Annotated in this window: 26 protein-coding genes, 1 tRNA gene and 1 pseudogene; 9 read left to right on the top strand and 19 right to left on the bottom strand. The window is 69.1% G+C overall.

Annotation, left to right across the window (positions count from 1 at the left end):
* Window positions 1-41 precede the first annotated feature (41 nt).
* From ACU6P3_RS15960 to ACU6P3_RS15945, 4 genes are read right to left on the bottom strand one after another with little or no spacing between them, the layout of a single operon-like run.
* Window positions 42-602: a hypothetical protein gene (locus ACU6P3_RS15960; protein WP_344278488.1), complete on the bottom strand. Its 561-nt coding sequence runs from the start codon at window positions 600-602 to the stop codon at window positions 42-44.
* A 24-nt stretch (window positions 603-626) separates the two neighbouring features.
* Complete coding sequence (locus ACU6P3_RS15955; RefSeq protein ID WP_447197689.1) at window positions 627-2,414, bottom strand: RNase A-like domain-containing protein; 1,788 nt, start codon at window positions 2,412-2,414, stop codon at window positions 627-629.
* A complete protein-coding gene (locus ACU6P3_RS15950) occupies window positions 2,414-2,719 on the bottom strand; it encodes a WXG100 family type VII secretion target (protein ID WP_447197905.1) in 306 nt (101 codons plus the stop codon). Before ACU6P3_RS15950 ends, ACU6P3_RS15955 begins: the two co-directional genes overlap by 1 nt.
* Before the next feature lie 19 nt (window positions 2,720-2,738).
* Complete coding sequence (locus ACU6P3_RS15945) at window positions 2,739-3,140, bottom strand: WXG100 family type VII secretion target (RefSeq protein WP_447197688.1); 402 nt, start codon at window positions 3,138-3,140, stop codon at window positions 2,739-2,741.
* Window positions 3,141-3,685: 545 nt separating this feature from the next.
* Here ACU6P3_RS15945 and ACU6P3_RS15940 point away from each other — a divergent pair.
* On the top strand, window positions 3,686-5,017 hold the full coding sequence (locus ACU6P3_RS15940; protein WP_447197687.1) for a peptidase: 1,332 nt from the start codon (window positions 3,686-3,688) through the stop codon (window positions 5,015-5,017).
* A gap of 234 nt (window positions 5,018-5,251) precedes the next feature.
* Here the strand turns inward: ACU6P3_RS15940 and ACU6P3_RS15935 are convergent, their stop codons facing one another.
* Window positions 5,252-5,998 (bottom strand): DUF1838 family protein, encoded by a 747-nt coding sequence (locus tag ACU6P3_RS15935; protein WP_447197686.1) that lies wholly within the window; start codon window positions 5,996-5,998, stop codon window positions 5,252-5,254.
* A gap of 369 nt (window positions 5,999-6,367) precedes the next feature.
* Here ACU6P3_RS15935 and ACU6P3_RS15930 point away from each other — a divergent pair, with 369 nt between their 5' ends.
* Window positions 6,368-6,964, top strand: coding sequence for a hypothetical protein (locus tag ACU6P3_RS15930; RefSeq protein ID WP_344278469.1), 597 nt, complete (start codon window positions 6,368-6,370; stop codon window positions 6,962-6,964).
* A 196-nt stretch (window positions 6,965-7,160) separates the two neighbouring features.
* Here ACU6P3_RS15930 and ACU6P3_RS15925 read toward each other — a convergent pair whose 3' ends face one another.
* Entirely contained in the window at window positions 7,161-8,093 is a 933-nt protein-coding gene (locus ACU6P3_RS15925) for a hypothetical protein (protein WP_447197685.1), read from the bottom strand.
* A 615-nt stretch (window positions 8,094-8,708) separates the two neighbouring features.
* Here ACU6P3_RS15925 and ACU6P3_RS15920 point away from each other — a divergent pair.
* On the top strand, window positions 8,709-9,032 hold the full coding sequence (locus tag ACU6P3_RS15920) for a winged helix-turn-helix transcriptional regulator (protein ID WP_447197684.1): 324 nt from the start codon (window positions 8,709-8,711) through the stop codon (window positions 9,030-9,032).
* 63 nt (window positions 9,033-9,095) lie between these two features.
* Here the strand turns inward: ACU6P3_RS15920 and ACU6P3_RS15915 are convergent, their stop codons facing one another.
* Complete coding sequence (locus tag ACU6P3_RS15915) at window positions 9,096-9,929, bottom strand: SDR family NAD(P)-dependent oxidoreductase (RefSeq protein WP_447197683.1); 834 nt, start codon at window positions 9,927-9,929, stop codon at window positions 9,096-9,098.
* Between the two features lie 92 nt (window positions 9,930-10,021).
* Between ACU6P3_RS15915 and ACU6P3_RS15910 the strand changes: the two genes are divergently transcribed.
* The gene (locus ACU6P3_RS15910; protein ID WP_447197682.1) at window positions 10,022-10,651 is read left to right on the top strand and encodes an acyl-CoA-like ligand-binding transcription factor; all 630 of its coding nucleotides are present in this window, start codon (window positions 10,022-10,024) and stop codon (window positions 10,649-10,651) included.
* Between the two features lie 67 nt (window positions 10,652-10,718).
* Here ACU6P3_RS15910 and ACU6P3_RS15905 read toward each other — a convergent pair.
* The 5 genes and pseudogenes from ACU6P3_RS15905 to ACU6P3_RS15885 all read right to left on the bottom strand — a co-directional run.
* Window positions 10,719-10,808, bottom strand: a pseudogene (locus ACU6P3_RS15905) (zinc-binding dehydrogenase); the annotation flags it as partial.
* Window positions 10,809-10,882: 74 nt separating this feature from the next.
* Window positions 10,883-11,932: a methyltransferase gene (locus tag ACU6P3_RS15900; protein ID WP_447197681.1), complete on the bottom strand. Its 1,050-nt coding sequence runs from the start codon at window positions 11,930-11,932 to the stop codon at window positions 10,883-10,885.
* Window positions 11,933-12,210: 278 nt separating this feature from the next.
* The gene (locus tag ACU6P3_RS15895) at window positions 12,211-13,197 is read right to left on the bottom strand and encodes a helix-turn-helix domain-containing protein (protein WP_447197680.1); all 987 of its coding nucleotides are present in this window, start codon (window positions 13,195-13,197) and stop codon (window positions 12,211-12,213) included.
* A 171-nt stretch (window positions 13,198-13,368) separates the two neighbouring features.
* A complete protein-coding gene (locus ACU6P3_RS15890; protein WP_447197679.1) occupies window positions 13,369-14,502 on the bottom strand; it encodes a serine hydrolase domain-containing protein in 1,134 nt (377 codons plus the stop codon).
* 146 nt (window positions 14,503-14,648) lie between these two features.
* Window positions 14,649-15,311 (bottom strand): DUF4097 family beta strand repeat-containing protein, encoded by a 663-nt coding sequence (locus ACU6P3_RS15885; protein ID WP_447197678.1) that lies wholly within the window; start codon window positions 15,309-15,311, stop codon window positions 14,649-14,651.
* A gap of 260 nt (window positions 15,312-15,571) precedes the next feature.
* Here ACU6P3_RS15885 and ACU6P3_RS15880 point away from each other — a divergent pair, with 260 nt between their 5' ends.
* Window positions 15,572-16,327, top strand: coding sequence for a GbsR/MarR family transcriptional regulator (locus ACU6P3_RS15880; protein WP_447197677.1), 756 nt, complete (start codon window positions 15,572-15,574; stop codon window positions 16,325-16,327).
* 42 nt (window positions 16,328-16,369) lie between these two features.
* On the opposite strand, the gene ACU6P3_RS15875 is transcribed toward ACU6P3_RS15880, so the two are convergent.
* Window positions 16,370-17,203 (bottom strand): PIG-L family deacetylase, encoded by an 834-nt coding sequence (locus ACU6P3_RS15875; RefSeq protein WP_447197676.1) that lies wholly within the window; start codon window positions 17,201-17,203, stop codon window positions 16,370-16,372.
* Between the two features lie 479 nt (window positions 17,204-17,682).
* Here ACU6P3_RS15875 and ACU6P3_RS15870 point away from each other — a divergent pair, with 479 nt between their 5' ends.
* The gene (locus tag ACU6P3_RS15870) at window positions 17,683-18,357 is read left to right on the top strand and encodes a lytic polysaccharide monooxygenase auxiliary activity family 9 protein (RefSeq protein ID WP_486387867.1); all 675 of its coding nucleotides are present in this window, start codon (window positions 17,683-17,685) and stop codon (window positions 18,355-18,357) included.
* A gap of 341 nt (window positions 18,358-18,698) precedes the next feature.
* On the opposite strand, the gene ACU6P3_RS15865 is transcribed toward ACU6P3_RS15870, so the two are convergent.
* Both ACU6P3_RS15865 and ACU6P3_RS15860 read right to left on the bottom strand, forming a co-directional pair.
* A complete protein-coding gene (locus ACU6P3_RS15865; protein ID WP_447197675.1) occupies window positions 18,699-19,103 on the bottom strand; it encodes a DNA-binding protein in 405 nt (134 codons plus the stop codon).
* Window positions 19,100-19,348 (bottom strand): type II toxin-antitoxin system CcdA family antitoxin, encoded by a 249-nt coding sequence (locus ACU6P3_RS15860; RefSeq protein WP_447197674.1) that lies wholly within the window; start codon window positions 19,346-19,348, stop codon window positions 19,100-19,102. Before ACU6P3_RS15860 ends, ACU6P3_RS15865 begins: the two co-directional genes overlap by 4 nt.
* Before the next feature lie 264 nt (window positions 19,349-19,612).
* Here ACU6P3_RS15860 and ACU6P3_RS15855 point away from each other — a divergent pair, with 264 nt between their 5' ends.
* Complete coding sequence (locus ACU6P3_RS15855) at window positions 19,613-19,807, top strand: hypothetical protein (protein ID WP_447197673.1); 195 nt, start codon at window positions 19,613-19,615, stop codon at window positions 19,805-19,807.
* 42 nt (window positions 19,808-19,849) lie between these two features.
* On the opposite strand, the gene ACU6P3_RS15850 is transcribed toward ACU6P3_RS15855, so the two are convergent.
* Window positions 19,850-19,920, bottom strand: a tRNA-Gly gene (locus tag ACU6P3_RS15850).
* Window positions 19,921-20,376: 456 nt separating this feature from the next.
* Here ACU6P3_RS15850 and dcd point away from each other — a divergent pair.
* On the top strand, window positions 20,377-20,952 hold the full coding sequence (gene dcd / locus ACU6P3_RS15845) for a dCTP deaminase (RefSeq protein ID WP_030751439.1): 576 nt from the start codon (window positions 20,377-20,379) through the stop codon (window positions 20,950-20,952).
* 8 nt (window positions 20,953-20,960) lie between these two features.
* Window positions 20,961-21,458 carry a phosphoribosyltransferase gene (locus ACU6P3_RS15840; RefSeq protein ID WP_447197672.1) on the top strand — a complete coding sequence of 166 codons (498 nt, stop codon included), beginning with the start codon at window positions 20,961-20,963 and terminating at the stop codon, window positions 21,456-21,458.
* 114 nt (window positions 21,459-21,572) lie between these two features.
* Here ACU6P3_RS15840 and ACU6P3_RS15835 read toward each other — a convergent pair whose 3' ends face one another.
* From ACU6P3_RS15835 to ACU6P3_RS15825, 3 genes are all read right to left on the bottom strand, one after another.
* The gene (locus ACU6P3_RS15835; RefSeq protein WP_447197671.1) at window positions 21,573-22,523 is read right to left on the bottom strand and encodes a Yip1 family protein; all 951 of its coding nucleotides are present in this window, start codon (window positions 22,521-22,523) and stop codon (window positions 21,573-21,575) included.
* A 103-nt stretch (window positions 22,524-22,626) separates the two neighbouring features.
* Entirely contained in the window at window positions 22,627-23,919 is a 1,293-nt protein-coding gene (locus ACU6P3_RS15830) for an FG-GAP repeat domain-containing protein (protein ID WP_447197904.1), read from the bottom strand.
* 236 nt (window positions 23,920-24,155) lie between these two features.
* Window positions 24,156-26,498, bottom strand: coding sequence for a (Fe-S)-binding protein (locus tag ACU6P3_RS15825; RefSeq protein ID WP_447197670.1), 2,343 nt, complete (start codon window positions 26,496-26,498; stop codon window positions 24,156-24,158).
* Window positions 26,499-26,683: the final 185 nt, after the last annotated feature.

Here is a 26,683-nt window from a genome sequence, read left to right as displayed (position 1 = left end):
CGGGTCAGCAGCTGTGCTCGTGCGAATCGGTGGCCGGATCGTCAGTCGGTGAAGTTCCAGAACAGTCCGACCTCGGTGGTTGAGACGACGACGAGGCCGCAGTCCTCCATGTAGACGCCCAGCGGGTTGTACCCGAAGGCCTCCAGCGTGAAGTCGAGTGTGCCGGGCGCGCTGCCGCGCTTGCTGACGTTGGTGTGGTAAGTGGCTTCGTCTCCGTAACGCGCGAGGATCGTGCGCGCCATCGCCCGCAGTTCGTCCGGGGATTCGGCGAAGTACTGGAGGTTGGACAAGGTACAGCCGCCCTCGGTGATGGCCAGGAGCAGGTTCTCGGCGCTGTCCCGATCGATCTCCTTGAGGCGCTGCGCGACGTACTCCGCGGGGTGGACGGCGAACGGGTACGTGGGAAACCCTTCGCGCTCCGGATCCTCAGCAGCGTCGTCGACGACGGCCCAGCCCCGGGGGTCCGGGGTCCGGGCCATCACGGTGAGGACGTCGAGCGTCCAGTCTTCGTGGCGGCGCGGCCCCGTGGCGATGTACGCGTACGCGTCCGCGTACAGGTGGCGTACCGCGCTGTCCCAGGACGACTGGTCGACGGACGGCATGTGGTGTGGGCCTTTCTCGGGGACTTACGGGACCTGCGTGTTCTGGGGCCTGTAGGGCATCGACGTCATGACCGTGAACGGGGGATTGCGACTGCTGTCGTACTTGAGACGCGTCTCGATGCCGTTCACGTCGTACGCCTTGGCATCAGATCCTCCCTGTTTGTACCCGGACATCGGGTCGTTCGGGTTCACGGGCTGCTTGCTCACACTGCGGCCGGAGGTCTCGCCGTTCGGCGCGGTCGACTGGAATTTCTCGACCTTCCCCTCCTCCGGCGGCGGTGGGCCTTTGATCCACGCGTCGATGGCGGCCTTGTTCTTGTTGAGGTTGTACTGGGTCAGTTCCTCCGCGCGCCGGTAGTTCGGGAAGGCCGAAGAGCTGTTGGGCATGGGCTTGCCGTACGGCCAGGCCTGCGTCGGACCGCCCGACTGCTGGTCGCGCAGGCGCTGGGCGAGCTGCTCGTCGGTCTTGCCGACGTGCTTGTCCAAGGTGTGGCCGTTCTCCAGATACTCGTTGGCGGCGAGGTTCAGCTCGTACATGCCGTTCGAGTCGACCTTCAACCAGACCTGCGAGTCCTTGAACTCCTCCAGCGCGCGGGCGCCGAAGCCGTGGGCGCGCGCGACGCCTGCCTCGAACTTGGGGGCGCTCAGGTACGCCTCGTCCAGCGGCCCCTTCAGCGCCTCCATCCGCGTGGTCAGGCCCCCCAGCGTGCCGGTGTACGTGTCGACGATCCGGTTCAGCTTGGCCGTGTCGATGTTCAGGACGGTCTTGACGTCGAACGACAGGACCAGCCCCGCGCCCTTGCCGATGACGGACGTGACCGCGCTGAGGACGCTCTTGGGGTCCTTGGGCTTGGCCAGGTCCTCGATGATCTCCTTGGCGGCCGCCCACATGGCGCGGTGCAGCTCGTCCGCGACGTCACGGTTGAGATCGACGGCGGCCTCGGCGTACTCGCGGAGGATGGTGGCGATCTTGTCAGCCGTGTCCTTCAGGACGGCCATGACGGGCTCGCTGCCCGAGGGAACCCGCGGCTGCCCCTGGCCGGCGGGGACCGTCTGGCCCCACTGGTAGCCGTGCCGCTGCTGCCCCCAGGCCGTCGCGCCCCACAGGGCGCTGCAGAAGGTCCGCATGGCGGCTTCCCAGTCGGCCTGCTGGTGGTTGGTGATGGTCCCGACGGCCTGGGTGAGCCGGTCCGCCCCCGTCGTCGCGACGACGGAGACGTTCATCCAGCTGTGACACAGGGAGTTGAGGTAGTGCTGCTGCGGGAAGGGGTGGACGTCCGCGACCCTGCCGACCCGGAACACGTGCTTGCACAGGGGATGGATGACGTCTCGGACGATCTCCGGGATCCCCTCCATCAGGCCGCGCAGGAGGTCGTCGCCGCCGTCGTCGTCGCCCCACTTGATGTCCGGCACCGAGTCGAACTTCGGGGCCCGGTCGATGACCGACGGCAGAGGGCGCTGCTCGGCCGTTCTCCCCGGCTTCGGATGGGCTGCCGCGTCGGCCCTGGTGTAGGCGTTGGCCGTCTCGGTGAAGCCGACGGCGACACCGCCGACGCTCAGAACGGACCGGCCCCAGACCTCCAGCCAGCGGTTGCCGGTCTTCTTGTACGCCTGGGCGAACCTCTGGGCGTCAGTGCCCGCGCCTCCGGCGTCGGGATACGTGCCCAGCTCCTCCAGGAGTGTGTTGGCGCCCCGCACCAGGAAGTCCTGCTGCGCGGCGACCTGGCCGCTGACCGACCACAGATTGCTCGGCTTGACGTCAATGGTGCCGGCGCCGCCCGGCGACTGTGCGGGGACGGACGGTCCCGCCATCAGGCACCGCCTCCCCAGCCCTCGAGCACGGACCTGTTGGCCGCGGCGTAGTTGAGGTGCCCCTTGACCACGACCTCGTGGAGCCAGGCCTGGGCGGCCCTGAGATCGTCGGCGGAGCGGCTCCACTTGTCCAGCTCGTCGACGAACGCCTCGCGGGCCTCGCCGTCCCAGCTCAGTACGACCTTGGTGGCCCGCTCGTACAACGTCTCCAGCTTCTCGTTGAGGGCGCGGAGGATCTCCTCCAGGTCCCCGGAAAGACGCTGCAGAGTGGCGAAGTCGACGGTGATCCGGTCCTCGTCCTGCATGGTGCTGATCCCCTGTGGTTCAAACATCCAGAATGCGGCTCTTCGGCTGACCGGTGTGGGGCGCGGGCGTCGGCTCGGGCACGGTGAGGGCGCGGGCGGCGGCGGACACGTCCTCGCTCTCCCGCGATCGACGGATCCGGGCCAGGGTGTCGAGTTCCTGCTCGGTGAAGCCGTCGCGCGAGGCGCGCATGGCCGCTTCGAGGAGGATCACCACCTGGCGGATGCGCACGGCGTCCTCGGCGACGCCGCGGTGCAGGGAGCGGTACGCGGTGGCGGTGGGGCCCTGCCAGCCCGCGGCGATCCTGTCGACGACCTCGTCCATGCCGCGGGTCTGTTGTTCCAGGTAGCGCCGCATCTCGTCGAGGTCGTTCGCAAGCTGGGTGAGGTCGTCCCCCGACACATCCAGATCGGCATCGCGCATCCCGTGGCCCCTCACCCGTTACGCTCTGTCGTGCACATGTGCTCTGCGTATCGGTGACCACTCTAATTGGTGAGGCAGCGTCGGCCGGGACAACGGCTGAACGGAGCGGGCCGCTCGCCGCCACCGATCGCCTCGGGCCCACGGCTGAACGCGCCTGCGTCGTGCTGAGCCACGTCGACGGGCCGACGCGGAGGCGACGCTCACCTCGCCTCACCATGCCGAGGCGAGCGGCCGGTTCCCGGTGCGCGCCTCCGTCAGATGGCCCAGATGACATGGATCACTAAAGTGGCCCGCGCGGGGAAGGCAACTGTCCCCCTATGGGGTAATTGCCTCTCGCGTGAGGGAGGGGTGCCGCGCTCGGTGCCTTCCTCACGTGCTTCCGACAACGGTATTTCCGGTCATACGATCACCGGCGAGGTCCTGCGTGGGTACTGCCGCAGCGGCTGCCTCAGCACTTTTTCGAACCTGCTCGTCGAACCCGCTTGTCGAACCCGCTTGTCGAACCTGTTTGTCGAAACCAGTTTTCGGACCCGCGAAGGACTCCGTTGAAGATTCGCCGCGTTCTTGCCACGGCCGTCGCCGCCGCCGTGACCACCCCCGTCGTCCTGCTCTCCGTCACCCCGGCGTTCGCCGACGCCAAGCCGCCCGCCGCCGCGCGGGCGCAGCAGCAGGGCGAGCGGGACAAGCCTTCCATCGAGGAACTCGAGAAGGCCGCCGAGAAGGCGCAGAAGGCGTACGACGACGCCGTGGCCGCGAAGGCCGCCGCGTATGTCGTCCTGAAGGCCGCGCTCTCCGACGACGCACCCCTCGCCGTCGCCGCGAAGGCCGCCAAGGACCAGGCGGCCGCCGCTGCCGTCGCGAAGGGGAACGCCGACAACGCGCTCGCCGACGCCAAAGCCGCGCTCGCCGCATTGCCCGAGACCGCCACCGACGAGGAGAAGGCGGCCGCGGAGAAGGCCGTCACCGACGCCGAGGCCGCTGCCCGGTCCGCCGAGGACGCCAAGACCGCCGCAGACGAGAAGGCGGCGACGGCCCAGGAGGCCGCCGACGACGGGCGCGTCGCCGCCGCTCGGGAGTACGCCAAGTACCAGGACGCGCCGGAAGAGGCCCTCAAGGCGAAGGAGGCCGCCGACAAGGCGCTCGCCGACGCCAAGGAGGAAGCGGCGGAGCCGGATGAGCCGGATTGCGTTCCCGAGCCCAAGCTGAGCACGGTCGTCACCGGTCTGCCGTCAAAGATCGTCGCGGGCACGACGACCGACTTCTCGCTCCGCGTGACCAACGGCACGGACAGGACGCTGGACGAGGTATCCCCGTTCGTCTACTTCCACGCGACGGACAAGAGCGGTTACAAGGTCATCGACGACGCCTTCCACCTGCAGTGGTCGACCGCCGCGTCCCCGGCCTGGAAGAACGTGGAACAGGGTGGCTACGCCGGCTCCGTCAGCCCGCTGAAGGCCGGTGCCCACGCCGACGTGAAGCTGCGCGTGAAGGTCGACGCCAAGGCTCCGGCCGGGGACGGCCTCGCCCTCGTCGCCGGTGACTACGTCAACGACGACGAGTCCTGTGGCGGCAACTTCTCCACCGAGTACGCCTTCGAACTCCTCGCCGCCGGCGGCGCCACCGACGACGTCGACGACGCCAAGCCGGGCAAGCCCGGCAAGCCCGCGCCGCACACCCCGGACAACAAGCCGCAGGGCGGCACGTCCACCACCCCGGTCGCCGCCACCAACGCCGCGGTGACCGGCTCCCTCGCCAGCACCGGATCCCCCTCGGCGCTCCCGCGGTTCGCCGCGGCGGCCGGCGCGGCGGTGGCCCTCGGCGCAGTCGTGGTCCTTGCCGGGCGCCGCCGCAAGGCCAGTGGCGAATCCGCTTCCTGACGACCGGTGACGATCTCCTGACGCGGGCCTCATCCAGCCGCGTCGTGAGACATGTGTCGTGAGACATGTGTCGTGAGGCATGCCTCGTGAGGCACGAGTCTGAGACAAGGGCGCCCCTCCCCGGGGGCGCCCTTGTCCAGTTGGTGCGGGCCGGCGCGGCACGGGGGCCGTCGGACAGCCCGACGGTTACGTCGGCGGGGAAGCCCGCGGCCGCTTCGCCGGGGAAGCCCGCGGCTATTTCGGCGGGTTGAGCTTGCGGAAGTACGTCCAACTGGTCTCGTTCGGCTCGCTCCACCTCTCCGGGGCCCGGGCGAACTCCGGGTGGTGATCGGCGATGTAGGCACGGGTCCGCTCGGGGACCTCGGCATACGAGCCGAGCTTGCGGCCCCGGCAGTGGAAGGTGAGACCGCCCGGCCGCTGTCCGCGGGCCATCCACGGGAGCCACGGGGACATCCGGGTCCACGACATGGTGGCGGGGACGCTGGGAGCCGGGCCGGCCAGGTCGGCGCGGTCGGCGAAGAACTGGAAGAGTTCCAGGGCCTTGTACGTGTCGCCGGCCGAGTGGACCGGATACTGGGCCACCGGCAGCGGCGAGGGGTAGGCGAGCGGGATCTCCAGGCTGAAGCAGACCTGTCCGCCGAGCTCGGTCGTCGGGACCGGGAAGGGGCGCCACTTCTGGTTCGCCGGGTCGTTCCAGACGTGCACCACCGGCAGGTCCTGCCAGGTCTCCAGGATCTCGCGGTCGGTGGGGTCCAGGTAGAACGCGGCCTCGCGGGTGAGCAGTTGGTAGGCGTCCGGGCCGGCTTCGGAGTCGCGGACCAGTCGGGCGACGTTGAGCCCTTCGAAGCCGAAGACGCGCTGGTACGGCTCGTCAGGGGCCCACGCGTACACGTCTCCGTACCACCAGTACGTGACCTCTTCGCCGTCGAGCGAGGCGCGGGTGCGGGCGAAGGACCGGAGCTGCTCTGCGGGTGTCGTCATACGGAGCAGTGTGCGTGCCCGCCGCCCGTCCTGTGCGGCTTCCGCCCGCAGGCCCGGACAAGGAGCCTCTTGTTCGCTCGCTGCCATTCGGTCAAGTCCGCTCGCATTCCACTCGGCGGCTGATTTCGTTGCCGAAAACACCACCGAAGCAGGTAGGTAACCTTTCGGGCATCGCCGCATTTCTCCACGGGTTCCGCGTTCCGCCCGGCAATACGAGAAGATTCGTCTGCTGTTCCGTCGGCAGGAAATTTTCGGAGGGCTGACCGGTGCGGTCGTGAGTGCGAAGACATGTGTAACGGGAACTGGTTGGCCGTTTTCGTGGTAGAGTCTTGATGAATTCACAGGACGCCACGAAAAAAGGGGAATGGCGTGAATACCGAGAAGGTTGCGGCTCGACGTCTCACGGCCGAAGAGGTTGCGGAGTTGGGCCTCCAGGACAGCATCTTCGTCTCGGCGGAGACGGATGGCCTTCCTCTCGACTGCTACGCCCCGGCTTTCCTCACGGGGCCGGGTTCGAATTTTGAGGGAGGGTCCTTCACCGCGAGGACGATCTTCGGTGAGGAAATCCATGTGCTGCCGGACAATGCCGAAGAGGGCGGGATCTGGGTTGCCGACGAGACAGGGGAGGAAATCGAGGTCCTCCAGAGTGCCGGCGTCCTCCTGAACCTCGCACTCTTCGTGCCCAACGGGAACAAGGAATCCCTGGAGGCGCTCTACGCCGCCGCGCGGGACGCATTCGGCGCGGGGATCGTCCAGCGCTGGAACGAGGAAGTCGTCGAGGTGCCGGACGTCAAGGTCGACCTGTACGAGGAGCCGACCCGGGGCCGGAAGAGCGCCAGCCAGAACCGCGACCGCCGCGCCCTCGACATCTACCCGACCCGAGTGCGGTTCCTGGAGCCCAGCGACGGCTGGAAGTTCGTCGTCGAACCGCACAAGGAGGTCGTCGACGAGACACCGACGATCTGACTGACCTGATGGCGGCCTGAAGGCCGCGCCGGCGGCCTGCACCCCCTCCCGGTGGCGAACTCAAGGGGGCGCGGCAACGCGCCGGCCAAGGGGCCGGAGACGCTCGGCTGGAATCTTCCGGCCGAGCGTTCTGCGTGCCTCGGCGTGCGTCAGCGTGCGTGGGCGTGTGTGGGCACCCCGGGCCGGGGCGGTGAACTCACAACGGCACCGTCGTGGTCATGCTCGGGATGATGGCCTGGCACAGCGACTGGGCCGCCGACCGGCCGACGCCCGCCGTGTGGTCGCAGTACACCCATACGCCCACGTTGAAGGTGTATTCGTGGCCGGCCCTCACCGGCCACTGGACCGACATCGGGGAGTCGGTGAAGAACCCCGGAGTGATCGCGTGGTCGGACTCGTTGACGCTGACCCGCTTGCGGTAGAGCCGGTGTGTGGCGCCCTTCCGGAACTGGCCGTCCTCCAAGATGGTGCATTCCGTACCGCCCTCGACGGTGGCGTTGCTGCCGATGCCGTAAGCGGCCACGCCGAAGCTGTCGTGCACCCGGCGCAGCGAGTCCCCGACCAGCACGCCGTTGGTCGGAGGATGGAAGAGCAGACCGAATCCCGCATGGGCTTCCACGAAGGTGCTCGCGCCGCCCGGGATCGCGCCGGGGGAGCCGGACCGGCCGTCGAGGCCGACCTGACCGGTCGGCCGGTCGATGACGCGGTTGAACGGCGGACTGCCATTGGTGCGGTGCCAGAACCAGCTGAAGTGGTAGGGCGGCCCCCACACGTGGGTCTGGATGTTCCGGACGGAGAGGGTGGCCTCCTCGGCGGCGGCGGACGTGTCCTCCGGGTGCAGGACGCCCACCGAGTCGAGTTCCAGTGGCAGCGGCCGTGTTCTCAGCTCCTGGAGCGCCTCGGCCGAGGCCGGATCGGATTCGACCAGCCTCGCCAGCGGGGCGTTGAGGGCGGCCGCCAGCTTGGCGTGCTCGGCTTCGGCCGCGCGCACCCGGTCGGTCTGCTGGGCCGCGTGCGCGGCCATGCCCTGGATGGAGCGTTCCACGGCAATGTGGTGCTCGGGTTCCAACTCCTCCGTGAACGTGATCTGGACCGTCGGTTCCACGACCGTTTCGTATGTCGCCGTCATGATCTTCTCGCACTCGCTCTCGGTGGGTACCGAGACTGCCGTCCGGCAACCCGGAGCGATCTGCGAGCCGCCGGCGCCAAAGGGCAGACGCGGTCATCAGGCTGTTGTCTCATCAGGCGGTCGACGCATCAGGCTGTCGACAGCCTGATGCGGAAAGTCGGGCCGCCGCCCCGGCGATGTCGATGTCCGGGGCCGGCTCCACCCCCGTCCGGCCCTGCCTCCATGCCCCCACGCCCGCAGCCGCTGCGCGGGGAGGGCAGATCTCTGCGTCACTTCCAGTACAACGCCGTCGGAGCCCCCGCGCATCTCGGTCCGGAGAGGGCGCTGAGCCTGGACGATCAGGGCGACGGTCGCCGTAGCAACCGAGGCGGCCATACGGGCGGTACGGCGGCGAGTGCGAAGGCCGTCGAGCTCAGCCAGGAGGGAACGACGTGCTCCGGCCTGCGTCGACCCACTCCGTAGACGAGTTGAGTGTGCGGGCGTGTGCCTCCGCGCGTGAACGTCCGGTCAGCCCTGACCTTGTGGAGAAGACACCGGGGTACGCGATCCCCCGGATGTCGCCGTCAGGACCGCTTTCCCGGAGACACCCTGAGGGACGAAGCGTGCCCGGTCACCGTGGTGCTCGACCGTGTGGCGGGCAAGTGGAGCATCGGAATCCTCATCGCTGCCGCACACGGCCCGGTCCGCTTCACCGAACTGGAACGGGCCATCAACGGCATCAGCCGACGGATGCTCACCCTTACCTTGCGCAGGCTGGAGCGGGACGGACATCTCGTTCGCACCGTGTACCCGACCGTGCCGCCCAAGGTCGAATACAGCCTGACGCCCATGGTCCGGGAACTCCACGCGTCGCTCACCGGGCTGGTGGGCTGGGCAGAGCGGCATCGGTCCGCCATCGCCGAGGCCCGTGCCGCCTACGACAGCGCGGTGGAACCGTAAAGCCGTGGAGCCGGCCGCCCGCGCTGCCCGGCTCCCGCATCCGTCCTGTCCGCCGCGCGGGGATCAGAGCGTCTCGCCGGCGTCCGCGAGGAGCGTGCTCCCGGTCATGATGAGCGCGAGGTCGCTCGCGGCGAACAGCACGACCCGTGCGATGTCGTCGGGCGTCCCCAGCCGGCCGATCAGGCTCTGGTGCATGACGTCGACCGTCGGGATCTCCGTACCGGCCGCGGCCGCGGCCTCGGCCGCCTCGCGCGTGGCGGCGATGTTGCCCTCGGTCGGTACGTAGCTGGGCGCCACGCCCAGCACCCGGATGCCGAGCGGGGCGAGGTCGACGGCGAGGGACTTGGTCAGTCCGCGCGCGGCGTGCTTGGAAGCGACGTACGCGGCCATGCCCGGGAACGCGACCTGGAAGCCGGCGGTGGAGATCGTGTTGACGATGACCCCGCCCTTGCCGTCGGCGGACATGCGGCGCGCGGCCTCCCGTGAGCCGAGGAAGACCCCGCGAGAGTTGACGGCGAAGACCTGATCCCACATCGCGTCGGTCATGTCGAGCGCGGGCGCGTTCGGGAACAGTCCGGCGTTGTTGACCCAGATGTCGATCCCGCCGAGTTCCGCCACGGCGAGGTCGGCGGCGGCGGCCACCGCCGCGGTGTCGCTGACGTCCGCCCGTGTGCCGAGGCCCTTGACCCCGTGACGCGTGGCGAGTTCCTCGGCGGCGGTACGTGCGTGCTCCTCGTCGAGGTCGACGAGGAGCAGGTCGGCCCCGGCCTCCGCGAGGCGCGCCGCGATCGCCTTGCCGAGGCCCTGCGCACCGCCCGTGACCACGGCACGGCGACCGCGAAGGGAGACCAGGTCCGCTATCGGCGCGTTCGAGACATCGGGGAAAGGAAACGGCATGGAGGCCTCCGCGATTCGCGAGAACTATTAATGGCACGCTATGTCATTAATCGGTTCGAGGCAAAGACTACGCTGGACGGATGCCTGGACGGATGCCTGGACCGAATGCGCAGCGCGGACGCCCGCCGCTGGCCGACGTCGGAGTGCTGCGCGAGCGCGCGATCGGAATCCTGCTCCGCGACGGCTATCCGAACGTCAGCATGGCGCGCCTCGCCGACGAAGTCGGACTGAGCGTGCGCACGTTGCACCGGTACTTCCCGACGAAGGCGGACATCGTGTGGGGCGGGACCGAGGGCTCCCTGGACACGTTGCGCCGCCACCTCGACGAGACCGACGCGGATCTCCCGATCCTCGACGCGATCACCGTGGCCGTCGTCGGCGTCTTCGCCCAGGACGCCGACGAACCCTCCCTCAGCCGCGCCCGACTGCGCATCATCGCCACCACCCCGGAACTGCAGTCCACCCGCCCGGAGACGTATCGCGGATGGCGCGACGAGACCATCGCGTTCATCGCCCGGCGAACCGGCACCTCCGTGCGTGACGTCAGCGCTCGGGCCGCGGGCGCCGCGGTCCAGACCGCGATCGCGGAGTCGCTGGCCTGCTGGGCCGCGGGCGACGGCGGGGAGAGCCTGGCCGACTCCGTCACCCGCGCCCTGCTCGGCCTCGGCGCGCTCGCGGCGTCGCCCAGGCCGTGTTCGAGTGCCGCGACCGGCACCGGGTAGCGCCGCCGTTGCGGCGGTGTGCCATGACGCTGACCCGAGGCCGCGCGGCGACATCGGACGGCCGGGATCAGACGGTGAGGACGAGCTTGCCCTGGAGGTGACCGCCGTCGAGCACCCGGTGCGCGTCGGCGACGCGCTCGAACGGGAACGTCTCCCGCCAGGGCACCGGGCCTCGCTCCCGACGGCCGCGGCACCGGCCGGCGACCAGTCGTACCGCGACATCCATGGGGATCAGGAAGCGACGAGTTCCAGCCCGACGTAGCCGCCACCGACCGGGTACGTCTTCGAGCGACGCCAGCCCGTGGCCGCGAAGAGGGCGTCGAACTCGTCGAGGTCCCGCTCCTCACCGTTCGTGATGCTGAGCATCCCCATGTCCGCCCGGGTGACGAGATCGGGCTCGCCGAGTTCGCCGATGAGCATCTCGACGACCACGGCGCGTCCGCCCTCGGTCACGGCGGACCGGCAGTTGCGCAGGATGGTCGCGCACTGGTCGTCGTCCCAGTCGTGCAGGATCGTCTTCAGGAGGTAGAGGTCCGCAGGCGGAACCTCGGCGAAGAAGTCGCCCGCGACGGCGGAGAACCGGTCCGACAGACCACGCTCCCCGGCCTCCCGGCGTGCGCCCTCGACTGCGTGGGGAAGGTCGAGCACCTGCCCCCGCGGCAGCGGGTTCGCCTCCATCAGCGCGAGGACGAACTGACCGTCCGCGCCGCCGACATCGACGATGGTGGACACGTCGGCGGCATCGATCGCGGCGACGGCCTCCTTCGTCACCAGCGCGGACATGTCCCCCATCGACCGGGCGAAGAGCGCTGCCTCCTCGGCGTTCTCCGGCCGCGCGTAGTACTCGAAGACGTCGGCTCCCAGCGCCTTCCTCGCCTGGCTGCTCCCGCTTCGCACCGCCTCGGGGAAGTGCTTCCAGACCTGCCAGTGCGCGTTGCTCGTCTGGACCAGCACCAAGGAATGCAGAGAACCGGGCAGGTCCGTGCGCAGCAGCCGGCCCCGCCCCGTGAGGCCGAAACGACGGTCGCCCTCATGAGTCAGCACACCGAGCGAGGCGGCCGCACGCATCAGACGGTAGGTGGTTCGCGGGTGGCTACCCACGCGCTCGGCCACTTCTTCGGCCGACAGGGCGCCGCCGGCGAGGTGGTCGGCTATCCGCAGTTCGGCCAGCGCGCGCAGCGTCTGGGCCACGACCCCGCCCGTGACAAGGTCCAGAACGGCGGCGGCGTCCGCTGTGGGATCGTGCGCCGTGTCGGCGGTGTCGGGCGTTCTGTCGGTCACGACAGCCGACTCCTTTCGTATGTCCGGGGAAGACCGGAGGCGGTGATGTGAAGGGGGCGACCCGGAGGCGTGGCGAGGCGGCCACGCGGAGGCACGACGGCAGACCTGAGCGGCGAACCATTCGCTTGGGGACGAGACCGTAGGCCCTCGGCTCCCACGCCCCTGCCGGGAGCGGCTTCTCCGTTCACCTTAGGAAGATCCGTGTGGTGGACGCTTGGATCTCAGTGACACACGGGTGGAACGTCAGTGCCGCGGTAGGGAGGGGTCCGCACCGGCGCTCAGGATCCGGTGGCGCTCGGCCCCGTGGGGCCGTTCGACCGGGCGTAGTCGGCCGGGGTCCGGCCGTACTGCTTCTTGAAAGCGCGGATGAAGTGACTGCTGTCCGCGAACTGCCAGTGGGCGGCGAGTTCGGAGACGCTGGGCCGGCCGACCGCTGCGGTCAATGCGAGCCGGGCCTGTTCCAGCCGTCTGCGACGGACGTATCCGGTCACCGACTCCTCGGTCGTGGCGAACGCCCGATACAGCGTCCGTACGGAGACGTTGAGTTCGCCGGCCAGCATGGTGGGGGAGAGGTGGGGATCGGCGAGGCGGCGGTCGGCGAGGTCCTTCGCCGCCTGGACCAGCGCGGTGGCCAAGCGGGGTTCCGTGCCGTCGAATTCCTGTTTGAGTACACCCTTGGCCAGTTCGATCAGGGCGTCGCGAGCGGCCTCCACACCGGCCGGGGTGAGGTCGTGCAGTGTCTTGTCGACCATGTGCGCGTGGGCCATGAGCATCCGCATGGTCGCCGAGTCGGCGGGGCCGACGACCTGCCGGTCACCGATCAGCGGTCTGACCAGCGAGGCGGGCAGAATCAGTACCTTCGCCTTTGTGCGCGGCAGTACCTCGAACCGTGCGGGCGGCCCGTTGTGCCGGACGATGAACTGTCCCGCCGGTACGGTGAGATGGCCATGGTCGTCGGGCCGGGCGAAGTGCCACCTGCCGCGCTGCAGCACATGCATCAGCACCCGGTCCTGGAAGTGGTCACGGACACCCCCGGTGTGACCGCTGAACGCCTCGCTGTAGAGGTCCGCGATCACCGCGTCGTCCACCTTGGAAGCGCGGGCACTGACGCGGAAGCCGCCGTCCGCGCCCGGGGTGAAGACCGGCAGCGGGAATCCCTCGCCGACCTGTGCTTCCCAGCCGCGCCGGAAGGTGTCGAATCCGTGCCGCGCGGCGTTCGGCGCCGTGACGTCCGCGAAGAATGTTCTGCCCTGTCCGCCGTTCACCGTTCCGGCGCCTCGGTGCCGCTCACCGACCATCAACCCCACCCGCCACAACCGTCACCCCTGGCCTGGTCGCCATCACCTTCTCACCGGCGCGGCACTCAGCCGTTACGCGATGCCGTTACGTGATCGAGCGCACAGCGGCGTGGTCCGGTTTGTGCTGCTCGGCCCCGTCTACTGAGCCGATTCGGCCCCCTCGTGAGTCGGCTCGGCCTGCCCGCCGCGGAACACCTCCCTGATGAGCCTCTGCCGCGCCTTCTGGAATGCCTCGGCCGTGGCGGCGAAGTCGAGTTCGGCGTCACCGGTGGTCAGCGAGGCGGTCAGGGTCTTACCGCCGTCGGGCGTGCTGTACATCAGCGCCGCCCAACCGAAAAAGCCGCCGTTGTGGTGGCAGATGGTGCCGCCGTCCGTCTCCTCCACGAACAGCCCCAGGCCGTAGCCGAGTTTGGGGTGCGCCGTGCGCATCTCGGCCAGCAGTGTGTCCGGCAGGAGCTTGCCGCTCATCAGGGCGGAGAAGAACGTGTGGAGATCCTCGGTGGTCGAGATCATGTCACCGGCGGCGGAGATCCAGGAGACGTTGAAGCGGGTGACGTCGACGACCTTCCACTGGCCGGCGTGCTCGTACCGGTAGTAGCCGTGAGCGTGCGGCTCGGGGATCTCCGGTGAGGCGCCCGGCACCACGGTGCCCGACAGTCCCAGCGGCCGCAGGATCAGCCGCTGCGTCTCCTCGGCCAACGAGCGGCCCGTGACCTCCTCGACCAGCAACTTGGCCAGTACGTAGTTGGTGTTGGAGTAGCTCCAGTCCGTCCCCGGCTCGAACCGCGCCGGCTTGGACAACGCCAGTCGTACCAGTTCCTCCGGCTGGTAGGTGTGGAACTGGTGGTCCACGTACTCCTGGCCCTGCCAGGGGATCCCCGGCGCGACCGTCCCGTCGTCGTAGTACTCGCCGGTGTGGTTGAACAGCCCGCTGGTGTGCTGCAGCAGCATGCGCACCGTGATCCGCCGGTCCAGCCCGAACTCGGGCAGGTAGTCGTCCGCCGGACTGTCCAGCCCGATCCTGCCTTCGGCCACCAGGCGCAGCACCACGGTCGCCGTGAAGGTCTTGGTGGTGCTGCCTATCCGGAAGTGTCCGTTCGTCGGTGGCTCGGCGCTCTCGCCCAGCTTGCGCACCCCGGCGCTGCCGGCCCACTCGCCCCGCTCATCGTGCACGCGCAGTTGCACCCCGGCGAAACCGGAATCGACGATCTCCTCCATGGCTTTCCGCAGCTCCGGGCGATCCAGCCCGGTGAGGGTGGGGCTGAGGGACATGGCTGTGCTCCTTATGCGCCGCGTGGGTGGTTGTTGCGGTGAGGGTGTGCCCGCCCGGGGCCGCGATGAGGTCGTGCCGGCCGCCGGGGGGCGTGCGCGGGCGAGCGCGCCCGGGGCGGTGGCCGTGCTTCTTCGGAGGGACCGGGTCAGAGGCTGCGGGCGGTGATGTCGCCGCGGGAGGTGGTGGCGCGGATGTCGAGATCGGCGGTGCCGTTGTTCTTGAGTGCGTTGCTGATGCGGCCGTGGGCAGTGTCGGCGTCCAGGGCGGCCGAGACGCCGGCGGCGGCGCCGAGCGTGATGTCGCCGGACTGGGTGCGGAGCACGACCTTGCCGCCCGTGGCCTCGGTGATCCGGATGTCGCCCCTTGCGGTGCTGATCTCCGCGGGCCCGCCCAGCCTGCCGATCTCGACGTCGCCGTCGACCGCGGTGAGGCGCGCGCTCGCGGCCTCGTCCACCTTGATCTGGCTGTACGCGCCTTCGAAGACGATGTCGCCGAGCCGGCCGACCGCCCGGAGTTCGGCGCCGGCCGCCCTGGCCTCGATGTGGGAACCGGCGGGCAGCTTGACCGTCACCTCGACGGCCCCGGTGGGGCCGAAGTACTGGTCCTTCGCCGAAGACCCGATCCGCAGGACTCCGTCGGCGTACTCGACCGTGGTCTGCTCCGCTGCCTTCACGTCGCGGCCCTTCGAGGCGTTCGCGGGCAGGACCTCGACCGCGGCGTCGGCCCGGTCCGCGGCGATGAACCGGACGCGTCCGGCGGGGATGCCCAGGACGGCGGTGATCGGGGCGGGGGTGTCGAACTTCTGCATCGTGCTCTCCCTCGGCTTGCCGTTCGATATTTTCTGACCCCGGAAACGCTACGTTGCTTTCTATATTTCTTCAACGAAGTTTCCGAGCGAGACTGGTATCGTTGCAGGTCGAGGCGTAGTAATCATTGCAACGCCCTCGCGCTTAACGCAATGACGGAGAGGTGATCGTTGCAATGCATTGAAGATGAAAGCTATGGTGGGGGCGTCAAGGAACATCGAGCAGCACCATGGGGCGCCCGTGGAGCATGAAGGGGGTCGTGATGCCGGGAGGCAGGCTCACCCAGGCCGAACGCCAGCAGATCGCGGTGGGGCTGACCGACGGCCTGGCCTACGCCGAGATCGCCCGCCGTCTCGACCGTCCGACCTCCACGATCACGCGTGAGGTGACGCGGAACGGCGGCCCCACCGGCTACCGCGCCGACCTGGCTCACCGTGCCACCCAGCAGCGCACCCACCGGCGGAGGCAGGCCGCGCCCCCGGGGGCGCAGGCGCTCCCGCAACCTTACGGACGCGACGCCGAGGCCGTGCGCGACTACCAGGAGACCCTCACCACCGTCTTCATGACCTCGGGCCTGCCCAAGATGATGGCCCGGGTGCTGGGCTGCCTCTACATCACCGACACCGGCAGCCTCACCGCCTCCGAACTCGCCCAGCGCCTCCAGGTCAGCCCGGCGTCCATCTCCAAAGCGATCACATTCCTCGAAGGCCTGGACCTCGTCCGCCGGGAACGTGATGAACGCCGCCGCGAGCGCTACATCGTCGACGACGACCTCTGGTACCAGTCGATGATCCGCAGCGCCCGGGACAATGACCAGTTCATCGAGACCGCACGGCAGGGCGCCGGCATCCTCGGCCGCGGCACCCCGGCCGCCACCCGCCTCGAAAACGCGGCCCGCTTCCTCAACTTCGTCAGCGAAGGACTCATCCGCGCCGCGGAGCAGGGTCGCGAGGTCCTCCACACCAGAACCGAAACGCCCCCGGACGGCATCGCCACGCCAGGTTCGGATCGCCCATAGACAAGCCCTTGTGCTCTCCTGGGCCCCGGCCGAACGGTCGGATCAGCGCAGTCCGGCGAAGAGATCGTTCTCGGGTACGGCCGCGTCGGTGGTGTCCTTGACGCGTACGAAGGTCTCCAAGCCCATCATCTCGCCGAATTTCTCCTTGCCCATCTTGAGGAAGAAGATGTTCTCGCCCTGACTGGCGTGCGCGGCCAGCGCGTCGAACTTCTGACCGCTGAACGCGGTGGTGTCCACCCACGTGGTGATCTCGTCGTCGGGGAGGCCGATCTCGGCCATCGCGGCGGCCTCGGCAGGATCCGGCTCCGGCATGTCCTCATGAAACTCGCGCATGGTTTCCCCGAACCGCCGCATCACCGAGCGGGGCATCGTCGTCCAGTACACCTTCGGTGTCAGCGCGGTCATCTCCAGAGCCGCCATCGTGATGCGGTTGGCCTGGATGTGGTCGGGGTGGCCGTAGAAGCCGTTCTCGTCGTAGGTGACGACCACGTCGGGGCGGTAGTGCCGCATGAGCTCCGCGAGCCGGGCGGCGCCTTCCTCGACGGGGGTCTGCCAGAAGGATCCGGGGGCGTCGTTGCTCGGCCAGCCCATCATCCCGGAGTCGGCATAGTCCAGCATCTCCAGATCGCCGATCTTCAGGACGTCACAGCTCTCCTCGAGTTCTCGACGGCGCATCAGGGCGACGGCCGCCGGATCGTGGCCGGGATCGCCCGGCTTGACACCTCCCGGCCCGTCGCCGCAACCGCCGTCGGTACACGTCACGAGAACGGTGCGGATGCCTTCCGCCGCGTACCGCGCGAGGATCCCTCCGGTTCCGGTGGCCTCGTCGTCGGGGTGGGCGTGTACTGCCATGAGCGTCAAGGGCCTGTCGGTCATGAAAAAGTCCTCCTGCGTAGGTACGTCATGATCCGGATACGCGACGGGCGTACCGCGATCCCGGGGCCCGGATCCTGGTGGGGCGGACGACCTCGTGGTCTCCGTGTTCCCCGCCCGCGCGGCGCCGGTCCTCCGGTCGATGCAACCGCGCCGGCCGGACCGGTTGTTCCCGGCGCGGCGGCTCGGCCTTCCAGGCGTCGGCGTTTCCACGCCGACTTCCATCCGGCACCAGCCGTGAGATGCCGACACGAGATGTGAACCTACAGCGGCCGCGAAGTGTTCAGGCGCCTGGTCCGCGAGCGTCTCGGGGCCGCGGAGGCGCCCCCGGGCGAGTTGTAGCGCGTCCGGCTCACGGCAGATTCCCCGCTCGTTGCCCACCGCTGTGATCAACTTTGTGCGTTTCATTGACATTTCATCCAGGAGGCCTACTGTTGGGAGCGCTCCCATAACAGTTTGCAACTGGAAGGAGTTCCCCCCACATGCGCACACAGAGTCCGTTAACCGGGCGTTCGCGCTCGCCCCTCCGTCGCCCTCTCCAGGCGCTCGTCATGCTGTTCGCCGTGGTTGTCGGCACACTGACCTGGTCGGCCCCCGCCCAGGCTCACGGCACCATCGTCGGCCCCGCCTCCCGGGCGTACCAGTGCTGGAAGACGTGGGGCAGCAACCACACGAACCCGGCCATGCAGACCGAAGATCCCATGTGTTGGCAGGCCTTCCAGGCCAACCCCGACACCATGTGGAACTGGATGAGCGCGCTCCGCGACGGCCTCGGTGGCCAGTTCCAGGCGCGGACTCCCGACGGGACGCTCTGCAGCAACAACCTCTCGAGGAACGCCAGCCTGGACAAGCCCGGGCAGTGGAAGACCACCACCGTCGGTAACAACTTCTCGGTCCACCTGTACGACCAGGCGTCCCACGGTGCCGACTACTTCAAGGTCTACGTGAGCAAGCAGGGCTTCGACCCCAAGACCCGGACACTGGGCTGGGGCAACCTCGACTTCATCACGCAGACCGGCCGTTTCGCCCCGGCGCAGGACATCACGTTCCCCGTCCAGACCTCCGGCTACACCGGACACCACATCGTGTTCGTGATCTGGCAGGCCTCGCACCTCGACCAGGCCTACATGTGGTGCAGCGACGTGAACTTCGGCTGAGCCGGGGAGCGCCGCACAAGGCACACCGGCCTGAGGGACAGTGGTTGGGCGGTCCCAGCCACAAGGGCCAGCGATAAAACACCAACCCCAGGTCGCTGACCTGGGGTTTCGTGTGGAGCGGGTGACGAGAATCGAACTCGCGCTCTGAGCTTGGGAATCAGCGGTTCTTGGACCCTGCGGAAGGGGCCTGGCCTGCACTTTCCTGCGAGGAAGCTTGGATTGTCACGGTCTCTGGAGTCTGCACCTGACCGCTGTTGTCCGCTCTGCTGGGCACGGATGGGGCACGAGGGCGGCGATGCGGCGGACTCTGCCAGGGGGTGTGCTCGGGGTGGGCCGGCGGGTCAGAGAGGGATGATGCGGACCTGGTTGCCGCAGAGCTGGGTCATGCCGTCGCTGTCGGAGGTCAGCAGGAGGGCGACGGGTCTCGGCTGACGCAGGGCGACCTCGGCGACCGTAGCGTCGATGGCGTACTTGTGTCCGTGCAGCCCGGCGCCCTTGAGGAGTTCCGCTGCTGCTTTCGCCGCTTGTTCGGTGACCGGCTCCACCTTGACGCGGGACAGAGCCCAGTTCAGGCGAGGCGTGTTGGTACGGGTGTGGCTGACTTCCACGATGGTGTTCGCACCGATCACCAGGTCGGCCCCCATGTCATGGAAGACCTGAAGCATCGCGAGAAGCTTGCGGTCCTGCGCGATCCAGGCGGAGAGCCCTTCCGAGTCCAGGACGACGGTCTCGATGCGCTCGCTCACGCGGCGTCCGCGCCCTCGGAGGCGCCGACGGAGCCGAAGATCTTCGCGCGGGCCTCGGCGAGCTCTTCGTCGCTGAAAGGCCCGTGCTCTTCCTGATGGCGGCGGAGGTCGTCGCCCAGGAGCTGGTGCCGGATCTGGCGGGCTACGGCTTCCGCCACGTAGCCGGAGACGTTGTCCGTGAGCTTGCGGAGCTCCGCCACCTGATCGCTGGGGAGCGTGACGGTGATGCGAGTCGTGGAGGACATGAGTCCAGCATGCTGGAGTATGCACGTAATGCCTCCGCTTCTGCCTCGCCCATGCAAGCCGACCTCCGTGCTCCCCGCATCCAGGGACACGGTTGGGGTTCAGAGCGCAGAGTGCCACCACCCTGCGGAGACTCGTCTGATCGAGCCGATCCGGCCACGATCTACTGAACCCGGTCGTTGTCAGTGCCTCCTTCTAAGGTCACCGCATGACGACATTCCGTTCTGGTTTCACGCTCTGGCAGATGGTCAGCGGGGCACCCGAGCGTGCTGGATCGCATCGATGCAGTACTGCGCGTCATGGGTCCTGCCTTCGGCGGGACCGGGTACGGCAAAGGCGGAGAGGAACTCGTCTTCGCCCAGCGCCGGGGAGAGAAGACTGTTCGCTTCTGGCACAGTGACGCCGACTGGCAGATGTTCCGCGTCGGCGACCACTCAGTACGGGTTGGCAGCGTGATGTAAAGACGAAGCCCCAGGTCTTTGACCTGGGGCTTCGTCTTCAAGAGCGGGTGACGAGAATCGAACTCGCGCTCTGAGCTTGGGAAGCTCATGTTCTACCATTAAACTACACCCGCGTAGCTCCACCGCGATCGGCGTCGCCTCGTGGGACACTCTACCCCATCCCCGCTCCGAGGCGTATCGCCTGGCCCCCGTTTTGCCCCGTCCCGGGCTCGGACACGGAATGCCGGTGCGGGAGTTGAGGCGCGGGCCCCGGGGGATGTGCCGGGGGAGGGCGGGGGCGGGTGATCCCCTAGTGTGGCGTTCGTCCGCGTTTGTTGGGGAAGGGGCCTGATGGACTTGATGGAGCGCACCGTCCGCTGTGCTGAGGGGCACGTGTTCAGCACGACGACGTTTCCGATGCAGCAGCTCGACACCGGGCGGATCGGGCCCGGGCGGCTGATCCGGTGTCCTCGGTGTGCGCGGTTGCGGCATGCCGTGCCGGTGGAGCTGAAGCGGCGCTGACTGGTCCGGCGGGGCGCGCGGGGTTGCCCGATTGGGGTGGGCTCGCGCGCTCTGCGTATCCTCGGGGCGTGCTTCTCTCAGACAAGGATATCCGGGCCGAGCTCGACTCCGGACGCGTTCGCATCGAACCGTACGACGAATCGATGGTGCAGCCCTCCAGCATCGACGTGCGGCTCGACCGGTTCTTCCGCGTGTTCGAGAATCACCGCTACCCGCACATCGACCCCGCCGTCGAGCAGACGGATCTCACGCGCCGGGTCGAGCCGGAGGGGGACGAGCCGTTCATCCTCCACCCCGGGGAGTTCGTGCTCGCGTCGACGTACGAGGTGATCACGCTGCCCGACGACATCGCCTCCCGTCTGGAGGGGAAGTCCAGCCTCGGGCGGCTCGGGCTGGTGACGCATTCGACCGCCGGCTTCATCGACCCCGGCTTCTCCGGGCACGTCACGCTCGAACTGTCGAATCTCGCCACCCTCCCGATAAAGCTCTGGCCCGGAATGAAGATCGGGCAGCTGTGCCTGTTCCGGCTCAGTTCGGCGGCGGAGTTCCCATACGGCTCCGAGCGTTACGGATCGCGTTATCAGGGGCAGCGCGGTCCGACCGCCTCGCGTTCGTACCTCAACTTCCACCGGACCCGGGTGTGATGTCCGCGATGAGTGACGCACGCGAGAATCTGACGTACGAGACGTTCGGCCGCGCCGTTCGTGAACTCGCGCAGGCCATCGCCGACGACGGCTACGAGCCGGACGTCGTCCTGAGCATCGCGCGCGGTGGTGTCTTCGTCGCCGGTGGGCTCGCGTACGCCCTGGACTGCAAGAACATCCACCTGGTCAACGTCGAGTTCTACACCGGCGTCGGCACCACCTTGCCGATGCCCGTCATGCTCGCGCCCGTCCCGAACGCGATCGACTTCTCGAACAAGAAGGTCCTCATCGCCGACGACGTCGCCGACACCGGCAAGACGCTGAAGCTCGTGCGGGAATTCTGTCTCGACCATGTCGCCGAAGTGCGCAGTGCCGTCATATACGAAAAGACGCAGTCGCTGGTGAAATGCGAATACGTCTGGCAGCGCACGGATGACTGGATCAACTTTCCGTGGAGCGTGGAACCTCCCGTCGTGCGCCGAGACGATCAGGTGCTCGACACCTGAGCCGGTATGCGAAAAGGCCCCGGATCAATCAACGGCGTCTCCGCCGTCGGTTCCGGGGCCTCTTTTTCGTCGCTCCGTCGCTTCGTCGCTTCGTCGCTTCGTCGCGCCCGTTCGTTACAGCGTGCCCAGCTTCAGCAGCGACAGCAGCGCCAGCAACTGGATCGCCGACGCCCCCAGCGCCTTCGGCCACGGCAGGTCGTGCGACTTGCTCACCATGACCGTGAAGAGCGCTCCCGCCGCCACCCAGGTGGCCCAGCCGAGCACCTGCACCAGCCCGTTCTCGCCGCCCAGGAAGAGCGCGAAGAGCAGCCGCGGCAGGTCCGTGATCGACATGATCAGCATGGACAGGCCCACGGTCGGCTGCCAGGTGCCGTCGCCGCCGAGCTGGCGGGCCAGCGTGTGGGTCACCGCGCCCATGATCAGACTGCCGACGATGAAGGCCACGGCCGTCGTCAGGGCGTACGGGATGGCGGTGGACAGCGTCGCGTTGATCGCGTCCTCGCGGGCCGCGTCGAAGCCGAAGAGCGCCAGCAGGCCGTAGACGAACGTCACGATCAGGGCCGGGCCCCAGACCGGGTAGTCGCGCATCCGGTAGAAGGTGTCGGCCGGGCGCAGGACGATTCCGCTCAGCAGTTCCTTCCAGGGCAGCCGAGGGCCCGCCGGGGGCGGCGGGGCGGCGGTGTACCGGTCGTCGCCCGCGTACGGCTCCTCGCCGATGCTGAACGCCTGCGTGTGGCCCGGTGAGTTGGCGTACGGGTCGCCCTGCCGGCCCGGCCGCGGGGGCTGCCCGCCCCCGTGCGGCTCGCCGAAGTACTCCGGCTCGCCGTGCCCACCGTGCCCGCCGTACTGTCTGCCGGCGCCGCTCTGCCCGCCGTACGCCGGCCCGCCGCCCGCCTGGGGCCACTGCTGCTGTCCGTACGGCGGGGCGCCCTGGGGACCGGCCTGCGGGCCGGGGCCCCCTCCGTATCCGGGAGGCGGAGCCTGCCGTCCGTACGACTGCTGCTGCTGCGGGTGTTGTTGCGAGGTGCGGTTGTCCCGGCCGCGTCCGATCCTGAATCCAGCCACGCATTCGAACGTACCCGGTCCTGGCGTGTGCGACGGCTGCGCCGGGGAACGGACGGGCCATTGCGGCCGAGCTGTGACATCCCCTAGGGGATCCCCGGGGGGTTCACCCCAGGAAGATCGACGTGCTGAAAGTGATCAACGGACGGTCGGACACAGCGGACTTCGCGCCGTCCGCGCCCGCGTCCCCGCCGCCCGTTCCCCCTCCGTCGGCGCCCTTGCCGCCCGTGTCCGCGTCCCCCGCGGAACTGCCGCCCGTCCTCGTCCCGTACAGCGCGATCAGGTCCTCCGTCTCGCCCCGGTGCGTCCGCGTCACCACATCGGGGCGCTTGTCCCCGTCGAAGTCCGCGGACCGGAGCAGGACGGTCGTCACCTTGCCCGTACGCGGCGTCTCCGTACGCGACCGGGACGGGAGCTCGGGCGGCGCCGGAAGCCGCACGGCGCGGAAACGGTACGGGCCGCCCGCGCGCGCCGGTCCGTCCGGGCCGCCCCGCAGCAGCGTCCCCTTGTCGGCCTTGCCGGGGACGTGCGCCCGCGGGGAGTGGACCAGGTCGTCGTAGCCGTCACCGTCGACGTCGGCCTTCGGCTCGGGCGCCGCGAGGGCCGCGCCGCCGTCGGGGATCGGCGCCGCCGCGCCGCGCGGCGCGCCCGACCGGCTGAAGGGGCCGCGCAGGTAGCTGATCTGTCCCGCGCTCGCGGTGACCGCCAGGTCCACCGCGCCGTCGCCGTCGAAATCGCCGCAGACGGGGTGGTCGGGCCACTCGTTGCCGGCGCGCGCCTTGGCGGGGATCTTCAGGACGACCGCCTTGCCGTTCCCGCCGCTGCCCAGCCCCGTGGGGCCGCCGAACAGGATCTGGAGCGGTACGGGCGGCACGCCGATGCCGTCGTACGGCGGGTCCGTGGTGATGATCAGATCGCCGTAGCCGTCCTGGTCCAGGTCGCAGGCCGCCTCCGCGTCGAACGCCGCCGGGAGAGCGCCGTCGACCCGCGCGCCCTGCTCGTGCGCGCTGAGGGTCTGGCGTACGGCCGGGTCGAGGGCCCGCGGGCCGGCCGTGCCGTACACGATCCCGATGCCGGCGTCGTCGCCGTACGGGTCGTCCGGGGATTTGACCAGGTCGTTCAGGACGAGGTCGCGGTGACCGTCCCCGTTGAAGTCGTCGGGGATCCGGCTGCCCTTGCCGCGCGGTACGGAACGACGGGCCCCGTCCGCCCCGCCCCCGGCGCCGGAAGCCGGGGCGCTGTCGCCGTTCTTGGCCTCGGTGCCTTCCCGGCCGCCGTCACCGGCCCCGCCCGAGGGGCCGGAGCACCCGGCCAGGACCAGGGCCGCCGTGCAGATGCCGGCGCAGAGCAGGGCGCGGACCGAGCGGACACCCGTACGCGCGGGGAGACCCGTACGCACGGGGAGACCCGGGGCCCGCTCGCCTGCCGCACGGGGCCTGTTCAGTGCTCTCGCCACGATCTCTCCGCGCATGACCACCTGTCCCACCCGTCCGTCCCACCCGCCTGTCGGGTACCAGCCGCCACATGATGCCTCAGCGAGGCGCGCGTGACACGGCCGCGGTAGGGCCGCCGTACGGCCGTACGGCCACGGCACCTCGCGCCGTGGCCGTACCGCGACGCGGGGTGCCGCGCCGGCTACTTCACCGGTTCGGGCCGCGGCGCCGGGTCCGGATCCGGGTCCGACGCGCTCTCGGGCTCCTCGGTCCCGGACGGGTCGGCCGGGGTCCTCACCGAGTCGAGCAGCAGCTGCGCCACGTCCACGACCTGGAGGGATTCCTTCGCCGCGCCGCCCGTGGCGGAGCCGCTGCCGGACGCGGCCTTCTTGCCGTTGACGGAGTCGGTCAGCATCACCAGGCAGAACGGGCAGGCGGTCGAGATGATGTCCGGGTCGAGCGAAAGGGCCTCGTCCACACGCTCGTTGTTGACGCGCTTGCCGATCCGCTCCTCCATCCACATCCGCGCGCCGCCCGCGCCGCAGCAGAAGCCGCGCTCCTTGTGACGGTGCATCTCCTCGTTCCTGAGCCCCGGCACCTTGGCGATGATCTCGCGCGGCGGGGTGTAGACCTTGTTGTGGCGGCCCAGGTAGCACGGGTCGTGGTAGGTGATCAGACCCTCGACCGGGGTGACCGGGATGAGCTTCCCCTCGTCCACGAGGTGCTGGAGCAGCTGGGTGTGGTGGATGACCTCGTACTCGCCGCCGAGCTGGGGGTACTCGTTGGCGATGGTGTTGAAGCAGTGCGGGCAGGTCGCGACGATCTTCTTCGAAGCCTTCGGCTTCTTCGTGGCGGCATCGTCATCGTCCTCGCCGAACGCCATGTTCAGCATCGCCACGTTCTCCTGGCCGAGCTGCTGGAACAGCGGCTCGTTGCCCAGGCGCCGGGCCGAGTCGCCCGTGCACTTCTCGTCGCCGCCCATGATCGCGAACTTCACGCCGGCGATGTGCAGGAGCTCGGCGAACGCCTTGGTGGTCTTCTTCGCCCGGTCCTCGAGCGCGCCCGCGCAGCCGACCCAGTACAGGTAGTCGACCTCGGTCAGGTCCTCGACGTCCTTGCCGACGACCGGCACCTCGAAGCCGACGTCCTTCGCCAGCTCCTTCGTCCACTCCAGGCGCTGCTTCTTGGCCAGGCCCCAGGGGTTGCCCTTCTTCTCCAGGTTCTTGAGCATCGTCCCGGCCTCGCTCGGGAAGGAACTCTCGATCATCACCTGGTAGCGGCGCATGTCCACGATGTGGTCGACGTGTTCGATGTCGACCGGGCACTGCTCGACGCACGCGCCGCAGGTCGTGCACGACCACAGCACGTCCGGGTCGATGACGCCGTTCTCCTCCAGCGTGCCGACCAGCGGGCGCTCGGCCTCGGCCAGGGCCGTGGCGGGGACGCCGGCGAGCTGCTCGGCCGACGCCTTCTCCTCGCCCTCCGCCGTCTTCCCGCCGCCGGCCAGCAGGTACGGCGCCTTGGCGTGCGCGTGGTCCCGCAGCGACATGATCAGCAGCTTCGGGGAGAGCGGCTTGCCCGTGTTCCAGGCCGGGCACTGCGACTGGCAGCGGCCGCACTCCGTGCACGTGGAGAAGTCGAGAATGCCCTTCCAGGAGAAGTGCTCGACCTGCGAGGCGCCGAAGACGGCCTCCTCGCCCTCCTCGTCGTCGAAGACCGTCTCGAAGTCGATCTCCTTGCCGTTCGAGGTCATCGGCCGGAGCGCGCCGAGGGCCGTGCCGCCGTCCGCCTCGCGCTTGAACCAGATGTTCGGGAACGCCAGGAAGCGGTGCCAGGCCACGCCCATGTCGGTCTTGAGCGCGACGGTGATCATCCAGACGAAGGACGTCCCGATCTTGATCATGGCGACCAGGTAGACCAGGTTCTGCAGCGTCCCGACGTCGAGCCCCCTGAAGGCGGCCACCAGCGGGTACGAGACCACATAGGCGGCCTCGTAGGAGCCGACGTGGTGCAGCGCGCCCTCCAGGCCGCGCAGGAGGAGGATCGCCAGGCCGATGACCAGGATGACGGCCTCGACGAAGTACGCCTGGCCGAAGTTGGAGCCGGCGAAGCGGGACTTGCGGCCCGCGCGGCCGGGGAGCGAGAGCTGGCGGATGACGATCAGCGTCAGGATGCCGAGCGTCGTCAGCAGGCCGATCAGCTCGACGAAGACCTCGTACGGCGTCCAGTCACCGATGACCGGCAGCAGCCAGTCGGCCCGGAAGAGCTGTCCGAAGGCGTTGACGAGGGTCAGGACGAGCGAGAAGAACCCGATCGCGACGAACCAGTGCGCCACGCCGACGACACCCCAGCGGTTCATCCGGGTGTGGCCGAGGAACTCCTTGGCCACGGTCACGGTGCGCTGTACGGGCTCGTCCGTGCGGGAGCCCGCGGGAACCGGCTGTCCGAGTTTCACGAAGTGGTAGATCTGCGCGATGGCTCGGCCGAACAACGCCACACCGACGACGGCGAGAACCAGCGACACGGTGATCGCGGCGAGTTGCATGGGAGGGCTCCTCGGGCCTGCGAGGTGGGGTCTGTGCGCCCTGTCGAGCGCTCTACTAAGCGGTAACTTAATGGGGTTGTGCTGAGGTTACCCACTTATCCGGCCGCAATGTAGCGCCACGGTCGGTGATCTGTGTCGCTGGGCGCTCCAGCCGCCTCCGGCGTCGCGAGCGCCCCCTCGGGCTC

Source organism: Streptomyces hebeiensis, from assembly GCF_052983195.1.
Note: the sequence above shows the minus strand (reverse complement) of the source record. Positions and strands in the feature narration are given on the sequence as shown.